Here is a 14,760-nt window from a genome sequence, read left to right on the forward strand (position 1 = left end):
CCCGAGAACCGGGCAGTTTCATATCTGCCCGGTCAGCATGACGAGGAGTCAGTATGAGCGGTAACAATCCCGAGCAGTGGCGCAGCAAGTTGAGCGCCGAGCAGTTTCACGTCTGCTGGGAGAAGGGGACGGAGCGGCCCTACAGCGGCGCCCTGCTGCACAACCGCAAGAGCGGCGACTACCTGTGCGTCTGCTGCAAGAGCGTGCTGTTTCACTCGGATGCCAAATTCGATTCGGGCTGCGGCTGGCCCTCGTTCGATCGGGCCATCGAGGGGACAGTAACCTACACAGAGGACAACAGCCACGGCATGAAACGGGTGGAGATCACCTGTCGCCAGTGCGGCTCCCATCTGGGTCACGTCTTCCCGGACGGGCCGACCGAGACCGGCCAGCGCTACTGCGTCAACAGCCTGAGCCTGGACTTCGATCCCGACGCCTGACGCTGCCCGCCTCGAATGCAAAAAACGGCGCCCCTGCCAGCAGGGGCGCCGTTTTCTTTTGCCGTCTCAGCCTCAGGCCTGCAACAGGGCGGCGCCTACCAGCAGGGAGGCCAGCGCCAGTATGGGCAGCTTCTGCACGCGCAGCAGATAGAAGCCGACGGCGGCCAGCGCCAGATCGGTCTGGGCCAGCACGGCGCTCTGCCACACCGGCTGATAGAGGGCGGCCAGCAGCAGGCCCACCACGGCGGCGTTGATCCCCGCCACGGCCCCCGCCAGGCGAGGCTGGGCAAGCCAGCGTTGCCAGCAGGGGCCCATGGCCCACAGCAGCAGGAAGCCCGGGAGGAAGAGGGCCAGGGTGGCCAGCAGGGCGCCCGCCAGCGGGGTCTCCGGCAGCAGCATGGCTCCGAGGTAGGTGGCCAGGGTGAACATGGGGCCGGGCACCAGCTGGGCCAGGCTGTAGCCGGTCAGGAACTGCTGCTGGCTGAGGCTGTGCCCCACGCTTTCCTGCAACAGGGGCAGCACCACGTGGCCACCGCCAAACACCAGGCTGCCCGCCCGGTAGAAGTCGGCGATCAGCTGGCTGGCGGGGCCGCTGGCCACCAGGGGCAGGCCGACAAATAGCAGGGCGAACAGCAGCAGGGTCGGCCAGTGAGGCTGGCTCGCCAGATCCTTTGATGGGGCCTGCGCCGCCTCGGCCTGCTCACGATAGGCGCAGAGCAGGGCCGCCCCGAGCAGCAGGACGAGCTGGGTCAGCAGGCCGGGCTGCCACCAGAGGGCGGCAGCGGTCACTACCATGACCCCCTGTTGCAGCGTGGTCTTGCAGAACTGGCGGCTCATGGTGAGCACGGCATCGGCCACCACGATGAGCGCCAGCAGCTTGAGACCGTGCAGAGCGGCCTCCAGCCAGAGGTTGTTGCTGAGCAGGCCCACGCCGACGGCGGCAGCCAGCAACAGCAGGAAGGAGGGGAGGGTAAAGCCGACGAAGGCGGCCAGGGCGCCGCCGATGCCGGCGCGGTGGCGGCCGATGGCAAAGCCGAGCTGGCTGGAGGCCGGACCCGGCAGCAGTTGGCACAGGGCCAGCAACTGGGCGAACTCCGCCTGGCTCAGCCAGCCCAGCCGCTGGACAAAGGTGCGCTGAAAATAGCCGATATGGGCGGCCGGCCCGCCAAAACTGATGCACCCCAGCCACAAGAACTGCATGAATACCTGTCCCATCTTCCCCTCCTCGTCATCATCCTGGCCCGGATAATATGACAAAAAAGTGACAGTTTGGTGACGGTACGCCCTCCCGCGCTGCCTGCCATCAACAGGGGCTGGCGGGGGGCTGGTCGCCTCCGCCAGCAGACGAGAGGTACCGGGGTGACGCGCGGCAGCCTGCCGGTGAGGGTCAGGGGGCCGGTTGTGCCTGGGGCAGGTAGCATTGTCCCGCCAGCCAGCAGGCGATGGACTGGCGACTGGCATCGAAGTGAGGCTCGGGCAGAGTGTGCGGGTCGCACCAGCTCCAGCCCTCGCATTTTTCCGGCTCCAGCAGTTGCGGCTCCCCGTCCACCTCTGCCAGCAAGGTGACCGAGATGTAGTGCAGGCCGCTCTCGCGCCAGGTCTCCAGGTTGTTGGTGACGGCGATGACGCGAGGCTGGTGGATGACGAAGCCGGTCTCCTCCGCCACCTCCCGGATGGCTGCCGACTCGAAGGTCTCCCCCAATTCCAGATGACCGCCTGCGATGGACCAGTAGGGGGCATGGCTGCCCTTGCGCTTGCCAAGCAGTACCTGGCCCTGGCCATTGGTGAGAATGACGCCGACACCGACGCGGGGATAGGGGGTAGACATAGGGGAGGCTCCTTGCTGAGACGGCGGGGTGCGCCAGGGAAAACGGGCCTACCTTAGGGGGGATGGGCCCGTTGTGCAAGCCGCCTGTTCAAGGGCGATCGGATGCCGATTTTCCATCGCTTAAATGGATGGGTCTGGCGATATTCTATCTGTTAAATAGATGGGAAATGCCTCCGGATCAGGGCAGTCTGACCAGCATCTTGCCGGTATTGCGGCCCTGGAACAGTCCGATAAAGGCTTGCGGCATGCTGGCCAGCCCCTCGCTGACGGTCTCCTCGGCCTGGAGGGTGCCCGCCTCGAAGGCCGGCATGGCCTCGGCCAGGAACGCCCCGTAGTGTTGCCAGTGATCGGAGACCAGCAGCCCCTGCATCAGGATGCGCTTGCGGATCACCTGGGAGAGGTTGCGCGGGCCGCTGGCCTGGCCGTTGCTGTTGTACTGCTCGATGAGGCCGCACAGCACGATGCGCCCGTGCACCACCAGGTGGTTGAGGGCGGCATCCAGCATGGCGCCCCCCACGTTCTCGAAGTAGACGTGGATGCCTTCGGGGGCGAGGCGGGCCAGCTCGGCGTCGAGATCCGGGGTCTCCCGGTAGTTGATCACCGCATCGGCTCCCAGGGTCTTGAGGTAGGCGACCTTGTCGGCCGAGCCGGTGGAGCCGATGACCCTGGCCCCCGCCTGCTTGGCGAGCTGGACCGCCATGGTGCCGACCGCCCCGGAGGCTGCCGAGACCAGCAGGGTTTCACCGGCCTTCAGGTGTGCCACCTTGTGCAGGCCCGCCCAGGCGGTCATGCCCGGCATGCCGAGGGCGCCGAGGAAGCGCTGGGGCGGCAGGGTGGTGTCGGGCAGGCGGGTGAGCTGGGCGGCGTTTGCCACGAAGGCATCCCGCCAGCCCAGCATGCTGCTCACCTTGTCCCCCACCTTGAAATCGGGATGGCGCGATGCCTGTACCGTGCCGATGGCGCCGCCGTCGAGGGGACCGTTGAGGGGGAAGGGGGGAACGTAGCTTTTTGCCTCGCTCATGCGGCCGCGCATGTAGGGGTCCACCGACAGCCACTGGTTGGCGACCTGTACCTCTCCCTCCTGCAGGGCGGGCAGGGGCACGTCCCGGAGGGCGAAGTCCTCCAGGGTGGGGAGACCGGTGGGGCGACGCAGCAGTTGGATTTGATGGCTGATGGCATTCATGGGCATTCTCCGGCAGTGGGGCCGCGCGTCGGGCGGCGGCCTGGCATTTTTGTTTGTGTGCAAACTAAAATCAGGGTAGCCCTGAACGCGGGGGCTGGCAACTGCTTTGTGTGCAAACTATTCAGCCCCGAAGTTGATGGGGTATACTGCCCCCCTTGTCGTCAGCGAGGTCCTCCATGAGCGAATTGAAAAAGCAGGTCTGTTTTGCCCTCTACAGCGCTTCCAATGCGGTGATGCGTGCCTATCGGCCGCTGCTGGACAAGCTGGATCTCACCTATACCCAGTACCTGGTGATGCTTTCGCTCTGGGCCCGGGACGAGGTCAGCCTCAAGGAGATAGGGCAGGAGACCGGACTGGATGCGGGCACCCTGACCCCCATCGTCAAGCGGCTGGAGAGCAAGGGGTGGCTGACCCGCACCGTCTCCCACGAGGATGAGCGGCAAAAATGCATCAGCCTGACCGAGGCGGGACGCCAGTTGCAGCAGGAGGTCAGGGAGTGCTGTCTGGCGGACAGCTTGCGCAATCAGGTGGATCTGGCCGATGCTGAGTTGGCCCAGCTCAAGCAGCTTTGCGATCGCGTGGCGGCGCAGCTGGGGCGCTGATCCCTTTCCCCGTCAGGAGTGACCCGATGAAACCCATGCAATCCCTGCTCCCTCTGTTCGCCATCCTGCTGTGCGCCTGCGCCGATACCTCCTATCCCCGTTCCGAGCTGCAGATCGACGATGCCGATGCCTGGCAGGCCATCTGCAAGGGCGGGGTCCGGGTGCGGGCGGTCACCGACGAGGGGATCTGTGCGGATCACCGCGGGGTGGCCATGTGGACAAATAAACCAAGGGCTGCACGGATGGCAGAAGAAGCGGCCAAGTAGTGTGACCTGTACGACATAAAATGACATGACCGGCCATGGAGCCGGTTTTTTTCGCGATCTTGCCAGCACTTTGGCACCTTGTTCATGGTGCACTCATTTTTCTCTTCCCATACTGGCCCTCAAGGTAGCAAACCAACAGGAGAGAGAGATGCACTCATCCATCGTCGGGCTCTCCATTCTGTGGGGGCTGGCCAGCTTTGGTGTACAGGGGGATTTCATCGAGAGCCGTGATACTGCCTCCCCCTCCTGGCAGGCCGAGTCCAGAGTGGAGATGGAAGGGTACTTGATGGAGTCGTTGGGCGCCGATCGCTGGGTGTTCGACAACGGCAGCGAGAGCCTGGAAATCTCTCTGCCCAAAGGGCAGTGGGTGTCGACCGGTGAGCGGCTTCGGCTGCGCGGCGAACCCCTGCAGGAGCAGAGCGGCTGGTTGCTGCAGGTGCAGGACGTCAGCCAGGTCGAGGCATGACCAGGCGTTCGCCACCTGGCGGCGCGATGGCGCCCGCGGGGCGGTGTTGACCGCGAATACCCTTGATAGCAGAGACAAGAAGAGGAGGCCCGGGCCTCCTCTTGCTTTTGGTGCTCCCCGGATGAGGGGTGGGTTGTCAGCCCAGGTGGTTGAGGGGCAGGGCGGTCTTGTGCTTGATACGGCGCAGCACGAAGCTCGAACGCACCCCGGTCACGCCGGAGATGTGGGTCAGTTTGTCCAGCAGGAAGTGCTGGTAGTGCTCCATGTCCCGCACCACCACCTTGAGCTGGTAATCCGCATCGTTGCCGGTGATGAGGTCGCACTCCAGCACCTCGGGCAGATCCTTGACGGCGCGATCGAAGTTCTCGAACCGCTCCGGAGTGTGCCTGTCCATGGAGATGTGAATGTAGGCGGTGAGGGTCAGCCCCAGCTGGCGGGCATTGAGCAGAGTGACATGGGTATCGATGAGACCGGCATCCTCCAGCGCCTTGACCCGGCGCGAGCAGGGGGAGGGGGAGAGCCCGACCAGCTCGGCCAGCTCCAGGTTGCTGATGCGGCCATTTTCCTGCATCAGCTCCAGAATATGCCTGTCTATACGATCAAGTTTCAGCATTCTCCGTACCTCTTCGCAATTATTAATCCACTTTTCCTAGATTAAGGGTGAACTATTGCAAAAACAACTGAAAATACCTGCTACTTCACAACCACTCACCGCATCGCGGGGAGTACCATGGTTACATCTTCCGGTGGCAAGACAGGCGCCCGACCAGGCACCTGTGGTGAAGGACCTTACCGGGTCAAGAGCCCCATCAGCCGTTCGACCTTATCGGGAAACAACGGGCTGGAACGAGAGCACCCCCTCCCCGAAGGCAACAAAGCAGGCATCCCGGCGCCTGCTTTGTTGTTTTTGCGTTCCGCCCGCTCAGGGGCGGGGCGGCCGGATGCGATAGAGGCAGCGGCTGTCCCCCTCCAGCAGATACTGCTCCCGCTCCACCTCGGCCGGCGCCAGCAACCGGCGAAACAGCGCCAGCTCGCTGCGGCAAAAGCCCCGACAGGCCCTGGCTGCACTGCAGATGGGGCAGTGACTCTCCCACCACAGCCAGCTGCCGTCCTCCTCCTGCGACATGTCCGCCATATACCCCTCCTGGGTGCGCAGCGCCTTGAGCGTCATCAGCCTGTCTGCCAGCGCCGGCTGGGTCAGCCTGGATTCATAGCGTGCCTGCATCTGCTGCTCCCGCCGCGCGATGAGCTGCTCCATGCCCGCGTCGCCAAACACCTGCCGGATGTCGTCGATCAGCTGCAGGGTCAGATCGCCATGGGTGTCGGGGAAGCGTTGCCAGGCCTGGTCGGTGAGGTGCCACAGACGCACCGGGCGACCGCGGCCGCGGGCCTCGTCGCTAAACCCCACCCAGCCCTCGGACTCCAGGGCCATCAGGTGCTGGCGCGCCCCCATGGACGTCATCTGCAACTGGTCGCCGAGTTCGGCGGCGCTCTGGGGGCCGCGGGTTTTCAGCAGATAGAGGATCTTGTCGGTACTGGCGTTCATGGGGGCTCCGGTGGTGGGTATCGGTGCGGTGACCGCCTGGATGAGGTCATTATGGGGAGCAGGGCGATTTAAATCAACAATCTGCTTTACTTAATGGACGACCCCTCACAATATAAATAAACCGATAACTTTATTTAATGAGGTGAAGATGGAAGGGATCAAGGGACAGGTGACCCTCTGGGTATTGGTGATGACGGTGACGCTGGCGGTGGCGGGATTCAGCCTGCCTTCCCCCGTCCTGGCGCCGCTGCTGCTGGATCCGGCCCAGGGCATGTTGACGCCACAGGCGTCGGACTGGAGCCGCAAGGTGTGGCTTGGCGTCATCATGGGGCTCTATCCACTGTTTCAACTGCTGGGGGCCCCCTTGCTTGGCCGCCTCTCCGATCGCCATGGGCGCAAGCCGGTGCTGACACTCTGTCTGGTGGGGGTGCTGGCGGGGTATGTGCTGATGGCCCTCGGCATCGCCTGGCGTTCCCTGCCGCTCCTGCTGCTGAGCCGGGTGGTGGAGGGCTTCTTCAACGGCGACATCGCCATCGTGCAGGCGATGGCGGCGGACATGAGCACGGCCAGGACCAAGGCCCGCAACTTCGCCCGCATCAACATCGGCATGAACCTGGGCTGGGTGGTGGGCCCCATGATCGGAGGCTATGCGGCCGTGGTCTCGGGGGATTACAGCCTGGCGGCCTGGCTGGCGGTGGGGATGACGGTGATCAACCTGCTGCTGGTGCTCTGGCTGCTGCCCAATCGTCCCCCGGTGCCGGCGACCCGGGATGAGGCCCCCCTCTCGACCCGCCAATTGCTGTTGCAACCTCGTCTCCTGCCCTACTTTGCCCTGACCCTGGCAAGCTACGGGGCGGTGCAGCTCTACTTCACCTACTTCAATGTCTGGCTGGTGGAGCGGCTGGCATGGGATCCGGTGCAACTGGCCCAGGCCGCCGTGCTGGTGAGCGTGCCCATGATGCTGGGCTCCTGGATCGGTGAGCAGCTGGCACGGCACTGGCGCGGCAGCTCCCTTGGCATCGTCGGCCACCTGGTGATGGCGGCGGGCATGCTGATGTTCATCCTGCCGACCCAGTGGTGGGGGCTCGCGCTCACCTTCATCCCGACCGGCATCGGCATGAGTCTGGGGGAGCTGGCCACCTCGGTGGCGGTCTCCAACCGCAGCCATGCCAGCCAGCAGGGGCAGGCGATGGGGCTCTACCGCGGTCTGGCGGTGGGCAGCGAGATCCTGGCGGTGGTGCTGGGCAGCCTGGTGCTGCTGGCGGGGACCGAGTGGCCCTTCTACCTGGCCGGCCTCTGCGGCGTGATCTGTGCCCTCGGTTTCTACGGATTGCGCAGACGGGCGGACAGGCGAAACGCCGTGGCCGGGTGCGCCGAGGCGGGCTGACGAAGGGCGCGGGGATCACAGTTCGGCGACGGGATGGCGGGCCGGAGTTGCATCGCGGCGCCGAGTCTGGGACGGTATGGCTCTTTGCTCCGCTGTTCCCGCCCCCCGGCGAGCGCGTCTCCCATCATGGGCCTTGCCATGCCCAGTCCGCATTCCCGGCGGTGAGATGTGTCGTCATGGCACTGGAAACGGGAGGGGATGGCGCCGCACCCGTCTCGACATTCCTGGAGGTGATATGAGTCGTTATCAGGGGCCTTGTTGCTCAAATCGGGGAACTATCTGTCATCTCGGTGATCTGATCCTGTAGCGCAGTCTCCGAGAGCATCAGATGGGCAAGTCCAAGCACAAGATCAGCAACTGGCAGCAGTACAACCAAGCCTTGGTGCAACGCGGTTCGTTGACCATCTGGATGGACGAACAAGCCATTAAGCAGTGGCATTGCCTGGTCCACCATGGCCGCCGAGGGAGAGGTTTCCACTACAGTGACACCGCCATTGAGACGGCCCTGATGCTAAAAGGCTTGTTCAAGTTGCCGCTGCGGGCGCTAGAAGGCTTCATTAACTCGTTGTTCCAACTGATGGCGGTGCCTTTGCAGTCGCCGGACTATAGCTGTATCAGCAAGCGCGCCAAGACCGTCGACATCAAGTACCGCGTCCCCAGCCAAGGCCCGGTGGCTCACTTGGTCATTGATGCCACCGGCCTCAAGGTCTATGGCGAAGGCGAATGGAAAATTCGCAAACACGGCAAGGAGAAGCGACGAGTGTGGCGCAAGCTCCACTTGGCGGTGGATGCCACAACCCATGCGGTCATCGCTGCCGAAGTCAGCCTGGAGACGGTGGCGGATAACGAGGTGTTACCGACGTTGCTCAACCCCTTACGACGCAAGATAAAACAGGTCAGCGCCGATGGTGCGTATGACACCAAGGCCTGTCATGCGCTACTGAAGAAGAAGGGGGCGAAAGCCACCATACCGCCGAGAAAAAATGCGGCACCGTGGGAGGAAGGCCATCCCCGCAACGAGGCGGTGACGGCGCTCAAGGCCGGTGAACTGAAGCAATGGAAGAAAGACTCCGGCTATCACCAGCGCTCGATAGCCGAGACCGCCATGTACCGGTTCAAGCAACTCATCGGGCCAACGCTGAGCCTGCGGAACTACAACGCCCAGGTGGGCGAAATCCTGGCTGGCGTGAAGGTGATGAACAAGCTGATAGGGCTTGGTATGCCTGTTCGCCAGCCAGTGAATTGAGTGGTATCAACGGGTTGGGGAACGGCCATCCAGCGACGGATTTGATCAACAACGCCGTTATCAGGCCATTGCATTGGACATGGACGGTACCCTGCTGAACCGGGATCACAAGATCTCGTCCGCTACCCGGGCGGCCCTGGCCCAGGCCCGGGCCCACGACATCAAGGTACTGCTGGTGACGGGTCGCCACTTCATGACGGCCCGTCCCTTCCACCACGAGCTGGCCCTCGACACCCCCATCATCTGCAGCAACGGGGCCTATCTCTATGATCCGGTACAGGAGAGGATCCTCGCCGGGGATCCCCTGGCCGTGGCGCCTCTCACCGCCCTGCTGGAGGAGGTGCAAGCCCAGCAGATGGGGGCGCTGTTCCACCTGGGGGACGGCATCGGCTACCTGGGCTGCGAGGAGCACGTGGGCCGGATGCGGCGCTGGTCGGCAACCCAGCCGGATCACCTCAAGGTCTCCCTGCTGCCCGCCGAGGATATCGAGTCCTGGTTGCAGTCCCCCATCTGGAAGCTGGAGTTGTTCAACCAGGACCCCGGCCGGTTGCACCGTTTCGTCGGGGAGGTGGTGGAGAGACTGCCCTTCACCCGTGACTGGGCGGCCCCCTATGCGGTGGAGCTGGTGCAGCCAGGTTGCAGCAAGGGCAACCGGCTGGCCCAGTGGGCGGCGAGCGAGGGGATCGCCATGGAGAACCTGGTGGCCTTTGGCGACAACAACAACGATATCAGCATGTTCGAGCAGGTGGGGCTGGCGGTGGCCATGGGCAATGCGGCGCCCCAGATCCAGGCCCATGCAGACCGGGTCACCGCGGATCACAACGAGGATGGCATCGCCCTGGCGTTGCAGCGCTGGGTCCTGCCCGCCTGAGGGGAAAAACAGTCTGCGGCATAAACAGAAAGGGACCATGTCGGCCCCTTTTTGTCAGCTCCCGAAGGAGAACTGGATCACCCGATCCGGGAAGCGCAGCCGGTTATAGTCCCGGTATACCCCTTCGTAGTGACGGATGGCGCGCTCGCGCTGGGCACGGTAGTAGTCGCGCTGGCGGCTGTCGCTCTCGCCCCGGATCTGCTGATCCAGCTGGTGGATGCTCCGCTCGGTGCGCTCCAGCTCCTGCTGCAATTCGCCGAGGCGCTGCTCCAGCAGGTACTCCTTGCGGCCGCGCTCGAACTGGGTGAGGAAGCTGGTGTCGTTGGGACAGACCCCCAGGTATTCGCTCCCCTCCCGTCCCTTGCTGTAGGCAAGCTCGGGGATGCAATAGAGCTCCAGCCCCTTGGCGTAGCCGCGCTGCCACTCCGCCTCATCCACCCTGAGGCCGTACTCCCCGCAGGTCTTCTGATAGTCGCGGGTGGCGCTCCGGGTCTTGCCCTGCTCCCCGTCCTGATAGCCCTGGTTGTACCAGCTCATGGCACGGCACTCCTCCTCCGAGAGGGAACTGCACCCGGCGAGCAGGAAGGGAAGGGTCAACAACAGGATCTTGGGGGACATGAGGGGGCTCCGACAGCATAGGGGTGGGGCATTCTAGAAGAGGAGGCCCGTCCGGGACAAGCTCCGGGCGAGGGGGCCGTATCATGATGTTTTTATCAGTATTTTCAAGCCGTTGTAGACGGGCTTTTGGCAGCCTTTTCTTGCCGGGGGAGGCAGGGTAAACTGCGCCTACTTTTAACTGGCATGTAACATAAAAACAATGAAAGTCCTGACCGTCGATTATCGCTCCCCCGATGCGGCCGAGCGCTTCACCGAATCCCTGCGCACCACCGGCTTCGGAGTGCTGACTCACCACCCCATCCCGAAGGAGCTGGTGCAGTCCATCTATGACAACTGGTATCGCTTCTTCATGAGCGAACAGAAGCAGGATTTCCTGTTCAATCGCGAGACCCAGGACGGCTACTTCCCGCCCTCGGTGTCCGAGGTGGCCAAGGGCCACAGCCAGAAGGACATCAAGGAGTACTTCCACATCTATCCCTGGGGCCAGATGCCGGCAGAGCTGAAAGAGCAGGCGATGGAGTACTACCGCCTCGCCAACGATCTGGCCGCCGAGCTGCTGGGCTGGGTGGAGCAGCACACCCCGGGTGACATCGCCGCCCACTACAGCTGCCCGCTCTCCTCCATGATCGAAGAGAGCCAAAAGACCCTGCTGCGGGTGCTGCACTACCCGCCCTTCGACGGCACCGAGGAGCCGGGTGCCATCCGCGCCGCCGCCCATGAAGACATCAACCTGCTGACCATTCTGCCCGCCTCCAACGAGCCGGGCCTGCAGGTGAAAGGTTCAGACGGGGAGTGGATGGACGTGCCCTGCGATTTCGGCACCCTCATCATCAACATCGGTGACATGCTGCAGGAGGCCTCCCGCGGCTACTACCCCTCCACCACCCACAGGGTCATCAACCCGACCGGGGGCAGTGCCGCCAAGTCCCGCATCTCCTTGCCGCTCTTCCTGCACCCCCGTCCGGATGTGGTGCTCTCGGAGCGTCACACCGCCCACAGCTATCTGATGGAGCGGTTGCGGGAGCTGGGGGTGATCTAATCCCGCCAGACCCGGGCAGACAACAAACCGGAGCATCCCCGCTCCGGTTTTTATTTTGTGGCACGATTGGTGGGTTATCCGAATTTTATTGGTCAATGATGCTAAAAACTGAGTTTTATATCGGATATACGCCGAGTGATTGCGCACCCGCGGGCGTACTCTGAGCGCCATTTCGGGCCTCGCTGGCAGGCCTTTCGCGTGGAGTTCTTATGAAGCAGTCCCAATGGTCATCCCGGCTCGGTTACATCCTGGCCGCCGCAGGTTCCGCGGTCGGTCTCGGCGCCATCTGGAAGTTCCCCTATGTCACCGCCGCCAACGGTGGCGGCGCCTTCCTGCTGGTCTTTCTGTTGTTCAGCTTCACCCTGGGGGTGGCGGTGCTGATGGGGGAGACCCTGATCGGCAGCCTGACCCGGCGCGGGGTGGTGGGCGCCTTTGGCGAACTGATGGGCAGGCGCTGGCGCTGGGTCGGTGCCATGGGCTTGCTGTGCAGCCTGCTCATCTTCTGTTTCTACAGCGTGGTGGGCGGCTGGACCCTGGGGTACACGGGCATGGCCCTGGCGGGGGAGCTGCAACAGGGGGACGGCGCGGCACTGACCGCCCGTTTCAACGACTACGTCGGTGATCCGCTCTGGCCGGTGCTGACCCACCTGCTGTTTGCCGGCTTGACCTGGTGGTTCGTGCGGGGCGGCGTGCAACAAGGGGTGGAGCGCACCCTGCGCTGGATGATGCCGGCCCTCTTCATCATGATCCTGCTGCTGGTGGCCTTCGGCCTCACCCTGCCGGGCGCCATGGGCGGGGTCCGCCACTTCCTGATGCCCGATTTCAGCAAGCTCGGCATGTCGGGTGTGCTGGACGCCATGGGGCTGGCCTTTTTCTCCCTCTCCATCGGCCTTGGCATCCACACCACCTATGGCGCCTACCTGCCTTCCAGTGAAGGGGTCGGTCGCTCCAGCCTCTGGGTGGTGCTGCTGGCGAGCGTCATCGCCGTGCTGGCGGGCCTGATGATCTTCCCGGTACTGGCGGCGACCGGCATTGATCCGGCCTCGGGCCCGGGCCTCACCTTCATGACCATGCCGGCGGTGTTCCAGCAACTGCCCTTCGGCCAGGGCCTGGCGGTGGTGTTCTTCTCCCTGCTGGTGGTGGCGGCGCTCTCCTCCTCCATCTCCCTGCTGGAGCACTTGCAGTGCTTCCTGTGCGAGAGCCTGGGCTGGTCCCGCCGCGCAGCGTGCAACCTGGTCATTGCCCTGGTGATGGCGGGGGGCATCCCGGTGAGCCTGTCGTTCGGTCCCTGGGCCACCCTGACCCTGTTTGGCAAGAACATCTTCGAGTTGCTGGACTTCATCACCTCCAACCTGATGATGCCCCTGTTCGGGCTGGCCCTGACGCTGCTGCTGGGCTGGCGGCTCGGTCGCCAGGCGCTGCCCGAAGGGCTGGCTCCCCACTGGCGGGCCCTGCTGATGGGCTGCTGGCGCTGGCTGGCTCCCCTGCTCATTGGCGGCATTCTGGTGCGCGGCCTGGTGTAGGGAGGGGTGGTCATCTCTGCCACTCCCCGGCCGGGCTGGCCGGGGAGTGGGGTGGCAGGATTGACTCTTTATAAAAATCTGTTAATTAAAAATAAACAGAGTAACGATCTGAAATTTAGATATTTTATTTTGGTTAAATCTGTTTTTGGTTCTGTTTTAGACTATTTTCTGTCAACTTCTCTTGCCATGGTTTAGGCTGTGGCTCCTTTTTACCGTGCAGGCGTCGCCCTCCCATGTCACCCCTTATCGCTCTCTGTGGCCGATTTAGCCCCTTCCTGGAGAGGTGACCTTGCAGGTGTCGTTTGTCTGACTGTTCATTGCAAAGGTCGCCCTCAGGCGGCCTTTTTTGTTGCGGCGCACACCGCGTCTAGCCATGGAGTATCGAACTGATGTTGTCTTGCCCGGAGGTTGTATGAGCCAGGTTCAGTGGTCTTCCCGTATTGGTCATGTGCTGGCGGCCGCCGGCTCGGCGATCGGCCTTGGCGCCATCTGGAAGTTTCCCTATGTGACAGCCACCAACGGGGGCGGTGCCTTCCTGCTGGTGTTCCTGCTCTTCAGCTTCACCCTGGGGGTCGCGGTGCTGGTAGGGGAGACCCTGCTCGGCAGCCGCAGCCAGCGCGGCGTGCTCGGCGCCTTCCACAAGCTGGTGGGGCCGAACTGGCGCTGGATGGGTTACATGGGGATCCTGTGTGGCTTCTTCATCTACAGCTTCTACAGCGTGGTGGGGGGCTGGACCGTGGGCTATGCAGCCCTGGCCGTGGGCGGCGAGCTCAACCTGAGTGAGGCGAGCACCCTCACCGCACTCTTTACCGGTTATGTGAGCGATCCCCTCTGGCCGGCCCTCACCCATCTCGTCTTCGCCGGGCTCACCTGGTGGTTCGTGCAGGGAGGGCTGCAACAGGGGGTGGAGCGGGCGCTGCGCTGGATGATGCCGGCCCTGTTCGTGATGATGCTGCTCCTGGTGGTGACCGGGCTCTCCATGCCGGGGGCCATGGCCGGGGTACGCCAGTTCCTGATGCCCGACTTCTCCCACCTGACGGGGCAGGGGGTGCTCGACGCCCTGGGGCTGGCGTTCTTCTCCCTCTCCATTGGCCTCGGGGTACACACCACCTATGGCGCCTACCTGCCGAGCAGTGACGGGGCGCTGCGCTCCGGGGTCTGGGTGGTCACCCTGGCGAGCTGCATCTCGGTGCTGGCGGGGCTGATGATCTTCCCGGTGCTGGCCTCCACCGGCATCGATCCTGCCGCCGGCCCCGGCCTCACCTTCATGACCATGCCGGCGGTGTTCAACCACCTGCCGTTCGGTCAGGGGCTGGCGGTGATCTTCTTCCTGCTGCTGCTGGTGGCGGCGCTCTCCTCCTCCATCTCCATGCTGGAGCACCTGGTGCGCTTCACCACCGAGGAGTGGGGCTGGTCGCGCCGCAATGCCTGCCGGGTGCTGACCCTGCTCATCATGGCCTGCGGCATTCCGGTCAGTCTGTCGTTCGGGCCCTGGGCTGACTACACCCTGTTTGGCAAAACCCTGTTCGATATGTTGGATTACCTCACCTCCAACCTGATGATGCCCCTGTTCGGTCTGGTGCTGACCCTGCTGCTTGGCTGGAAGCTGGGGGACAGTATTGTGCCTGCGGATCTCTCGCCGCTGATGCGTGGTGCGCTGCTCTGGTGCTGGCGGCTGGTCGCCCCCCTGCTGATCGCGGGGATCCTGGTGCGGGGCTTGTTGTAACACACCTGCCAGGGCGGCA

General features: G+C 63.8%; 16 protein-coding genes. 10 read left to right on the plus strand and 6 right to left on the minus strand.

The window, feature by feature from the left end:
• The first annotated feature begins 53 nt into the window (after positions 1-53).
• On the plus strand, positions 54-440 hold the full coding sequence (gene msrB, locus C3F36_RS14355; RefSeq protein WP_042074125.1) for a peptide-methionine (R)-S-oxide reductase MsrB: 387 nt from the start codon (positions 54-56) through the stop codon (positions 438-440).
• Positions 441-512: 72 nt separating this feature from the next.
• Here msrB and chrA read toward each other — a convergent pair whose 3' ends face one another.
• The 3 genes from chrA to C3F36_RS14370 form a co-directional block, all read right to left on the minus strand.
• A complete protein-coding gene (gene chrA, locus C3F36_RS14360; RefSeq protein ID WP_104455280.1) occupies positions 513-1,655 on the minus strand; it encodes a chromate efflux transporter in 1,143 nt (380 codons plus the stop codon).
• 172 nt (positions 1,656-1,827) lie between these two features.
• On the minus strand, positions 1,828-2,268 hold the full coding sequence (locus C3F36_RS14365) for a nucleotide triphosphate diphosphatase NUDT15 (protein ID WP_104455281.1): 441 nt from the start codon (positions 2,266-2,268) through the stop codon (positions 1,828-1,830).
• 178 nt (positions 2,269-2,446) lie between these two features.
• The gene (locus tag C3F36_RS14370; protein ID WP_049635933.1) at positions 2,447-3,451 is read right to left on the minus strand and encodes an NADP-dependent oxidoreductase; all 1,005 of its coding nucleotides are present in this window, start codon (positions 3,449-3,451) and stop codon (positions 2,447-2,449) included.
• A 176-nt stretch (positions 3,452-3,627) separates the two neighbouring features.
• Between C3F36_RS14370 and C3F36_RS14375 the strand changes: the two genes are divergently transcribed.
• The 3 genes from C3F36_RS14375 to C3F36_RS14385 all read left to right on the plus strand — a co-directional run bounded on the left by C3F36_RS14375 (position 3,628) and on the right by C3F36_RS14385 (position 4,785).
• Positions 3,628-4,053, plus strand: coding sequence for a MarR family winged helix-turn-helix transcriptional regulator (locus tag C3F36_RS14375; protein WP_029313694.1), 426 nt, complete (start codon positions 3,628-3,630; stop codon positions 4,051-4,053).
• A gap of 35 nt (positions 4,054-4,088) precedes the next feature.
• Complete coding sequence (locus tag C3F36_RS14380; protein WP_104456060.1) at positions 4,089-4,319, plus strand: hypothetical protein; 231 nt, start codon at positions 4,089-4,091, stop codon at positions 4,317-4,319.
• Between the two features lie 148 nt (positions 4,320-4,467).
• Positions 4,468-4,785, plus strand: coding sequence for a hypothetical protein (locus C3F36_RS14385; RefSeq protein WP_104455282.1), 318 nt, complete (start codon positions 4,468-4,470; stop codon positions 4,783-4,785).
• Between the two features lie 136 nt (positions 4,786-4,921).
• On the opposite strand, the gene C3F36_RS14390 is transcribed toward C3F36_RS14385, so the two are convergent.
• A complete protein-coding gene (locus C3F36_RS14390) occupies positions 4,922-5,398 on the minus strand; it encodes an Lrp/AsnC family transcriptional regulator (protein ID WP_010672894.1) in 477 nt (158 codons plus the stop codon).
• A 309-nt stretch (positions 5,399-5,707) separates the two neighbouring features.
• The gene (locus C3F36_RS14395) at positions 5,708-6,331 is read right to left on the minus strand and encodes a helix-turn-helix transcriptional regulator (protein ID WP_010672895.1); all 624 of its coding nucleotides are present in this window, start codon (positions 6,329-6,331) and stop codon (positions 5,708-5,710) included.
• 148 nt (positions 6,332-6,479) lie between these two features.
• On the opposite strand from C3F36_RS14395, the gene C3F36_RS14400 reads away from it, so the two are divergent.
• The 3 genes from C3F36_RS14400 (at position 6,480) to C3F36_RS14410 (ending at position 9,835) form a co-directional block, all read left to right on the plus strand.
• A complete protein-coding gene (locus tag C3F36_RS14400; RefSeq protein WP_104455283.1) occupies positions 6,480-7,718 on the plus strand; it encodes an MFS transporter in 1,239 nt (412 codons plus the stop codon).
• 328 nt (positions 7,719-8,046) lie between these two features.
• Positions 8,047-8,964, plus strand: a complete 918-nt coding sequence (locus C3F36_RS14405) for an IS5 family transposase (RefSeq protein WP_104454370.1) — start codon at positions 8,047-8,049, stop codon at positions 8,962-8,964.
• Between the two features lie 67 nt (positions 8,965-9,031).
• Complete coding sequence (locus C3F36_RS14410) at positions 9,032-9,835, plus strand: Cof-type HAD-IIB family hydrolase (RefSeq protein ID WP_267893461.1); 804 nt, start codon at positions 9,032-9,034, stop codon at positions 9,833-9,835.
• A 54-nt stretch (positions 9,836-9,889) separates the two neighbouring features.
• Here C3F36_RS14410 and C3F36_RS14415 read toward each other — a convergent pair whose 3' ends face one another.
• Positions 9,890-10,453, minus strand: a complete 564-nt coding sequence (locus tag C3F36_RS14415) for a DUF2799 domain-containing protein (RefSeq protein WP_042015786.1) — start codon at positions 10,451-10,453, stop codon at positions 9,890-9,892.
• Between the two features lie 199 nt (positions 10,454-10,652).
• Here C3F36_RS14415 and C3F36_RS14420 point away from each other — a divergent pair, with 199 nt between their 5' ends.
• The 3 genes from C3F36_RS14420 (at position 10,653) to C3F36_RS14430 (ending at position 14,741) form a co-directional block, all read left to right on the plus strand.
• Positions 10,653-11,492, plus strand: coding sequence for an isopenicillin N synthase family dioxygenase (locus C3F36_RS14420; protein ID WP_104455285.1), 840 nt, complete (start codon positions 10,653-10,655; stop codon positions 11,490-11,492).
• A gap of 209 nt (positions 11,493-11,701) precedes the next feature.
• Entirely contained in the window at positions 11,702-13,015 is a 1,314-nt protein-coding gene (locus C3F36_RS14425) for a sodium-dependent transporter (RefSeq protein WP_010672900.1), read from the plus strand.
• Between the two features lie 412 nt (positions 13,016-13,427).
• Complete coding sequence (locus tag C3F36_RS14430; protein ID WP_104455286.1) at positions 13,428-14,741, plus strand: sodium-dependent transporter; 1,314 nt, start codon at positions 13,428-13,430, stop codon at positions 14,739-14,741.
• Positions 14,742-14,760 lie beyond the last annotated feature (19 nt).

It is taken from the genome of Aeromonas sp. ASNIH2, from assembly GCF_002934795.1.
Taxonomy (GTDB): domain Bacteria; phylum Pseudomonadota; class Gammaproteobacteria; order Enterobacterales; family Aeromonadaceae; genus Aeromonas; species Aeromonas caviae.

Coding starts and splice junctions, on each gene's coding strand:
- C3F36_RS14375 (WP_029313694.1), top strand. CDS start 3,628: ATGAGCGAATTGAAAAAGCAGGTCTGTTTTGCCCTCTACAGCGCTTCC.
- C3F36_RS14370 (WP_049635933.1), bottom strand. CDS start 3,451: ATGAATGCCATCAGCCATCAAATCCAACTGCTGCGTCGCCCCACCGGT.
- C3F36_RS14385 (WP_104455282.1), top strand. CDS start 4,468: ATGCACTCATCCATCGTCGGGCTCTCCATTCTGTGGGGGCTGGCCAGC.
- C3F36_RS14400 (WP_104455283.1), top strand. CDS start 6,480: ATGGAAGGGATCAAGGGACAGGTGACCCTCTGGGTATTGGTGATGACG.
- C3F36_RS14390 (WP_010672894.1), bottom strand. CDS start 5,398: ATGCTGAAACTTGATCGTATAGACAGGCATATTCTGGAGCTGATGCAG.
- C3F36_RS14395 (WP_010672895.1), bottom strand. CDS start 6,331: ATGAACGCCAGTACCGACAAGATCCTCTATCTGCTGAAAACCCGCGGC.
- C3F36_RS14425 (WP_010672900.1), top strand. CDS start 11,702: ATGAAGCAGTCCCAATGGTCATCCCGGCTCGGTTACATCCTGGCCGCC.
- C3F36_RS14405 (WP_104454370.1), top strand. CDS start 8,047: ATGGGCAAGTCCAAGCACAAGATCAGCAACTGGCAGCAGTACAACCAA.
- C3F36_RS14430 (WP_104455286.1), top strand. CDS start 13,428: ATGAGCCAGGTTCAGTGGTCTTCCCGTATTGGTCATGTGCTGGCGGCC.
- C3F36_RS14415 (WP_042015786.1), bottom strand. CDS start 10,453: ATGTCCCCCAAGATCCTGTTGTTGACCCTTCCCTTCCTGCTCGCCGGG.
- chrA (WP_104455280.1), bottom strand. CDS start 1,655: ATGGGACAGGTATTCATGCAGTTCTTGTGGCTGGGGTGCATCAGTTTT.
- C3F36_RS14380 (WP_104456060.1), top strand. CDS start 4,089: ATGCAATCCCTGCTCCCTCTGTTCGCCATCCTGCTGTGCGCCTGCGCC.
- C3F36_RS14365 (WP_104455281.1), bottom strand. CDS start 2,268: ATGTCTACCCCCTATCCCCGCGTCGGTGTCGGCGTCATTCTCACCAAT.
- msrB (WP_042074125.1), top strand. CDS start 54: ATGAGCGGTAACAATCCCGAGCAGTGGCGCAGCAAGTTGAGCGCCGAG.
- C3F36_RS14420 (WP_104455285.1), top strand. CDS start 10,653: ATGAAAGTCCTGACCGTCGATTATCGCTCCCCCGATGCGGCCGAGCGC.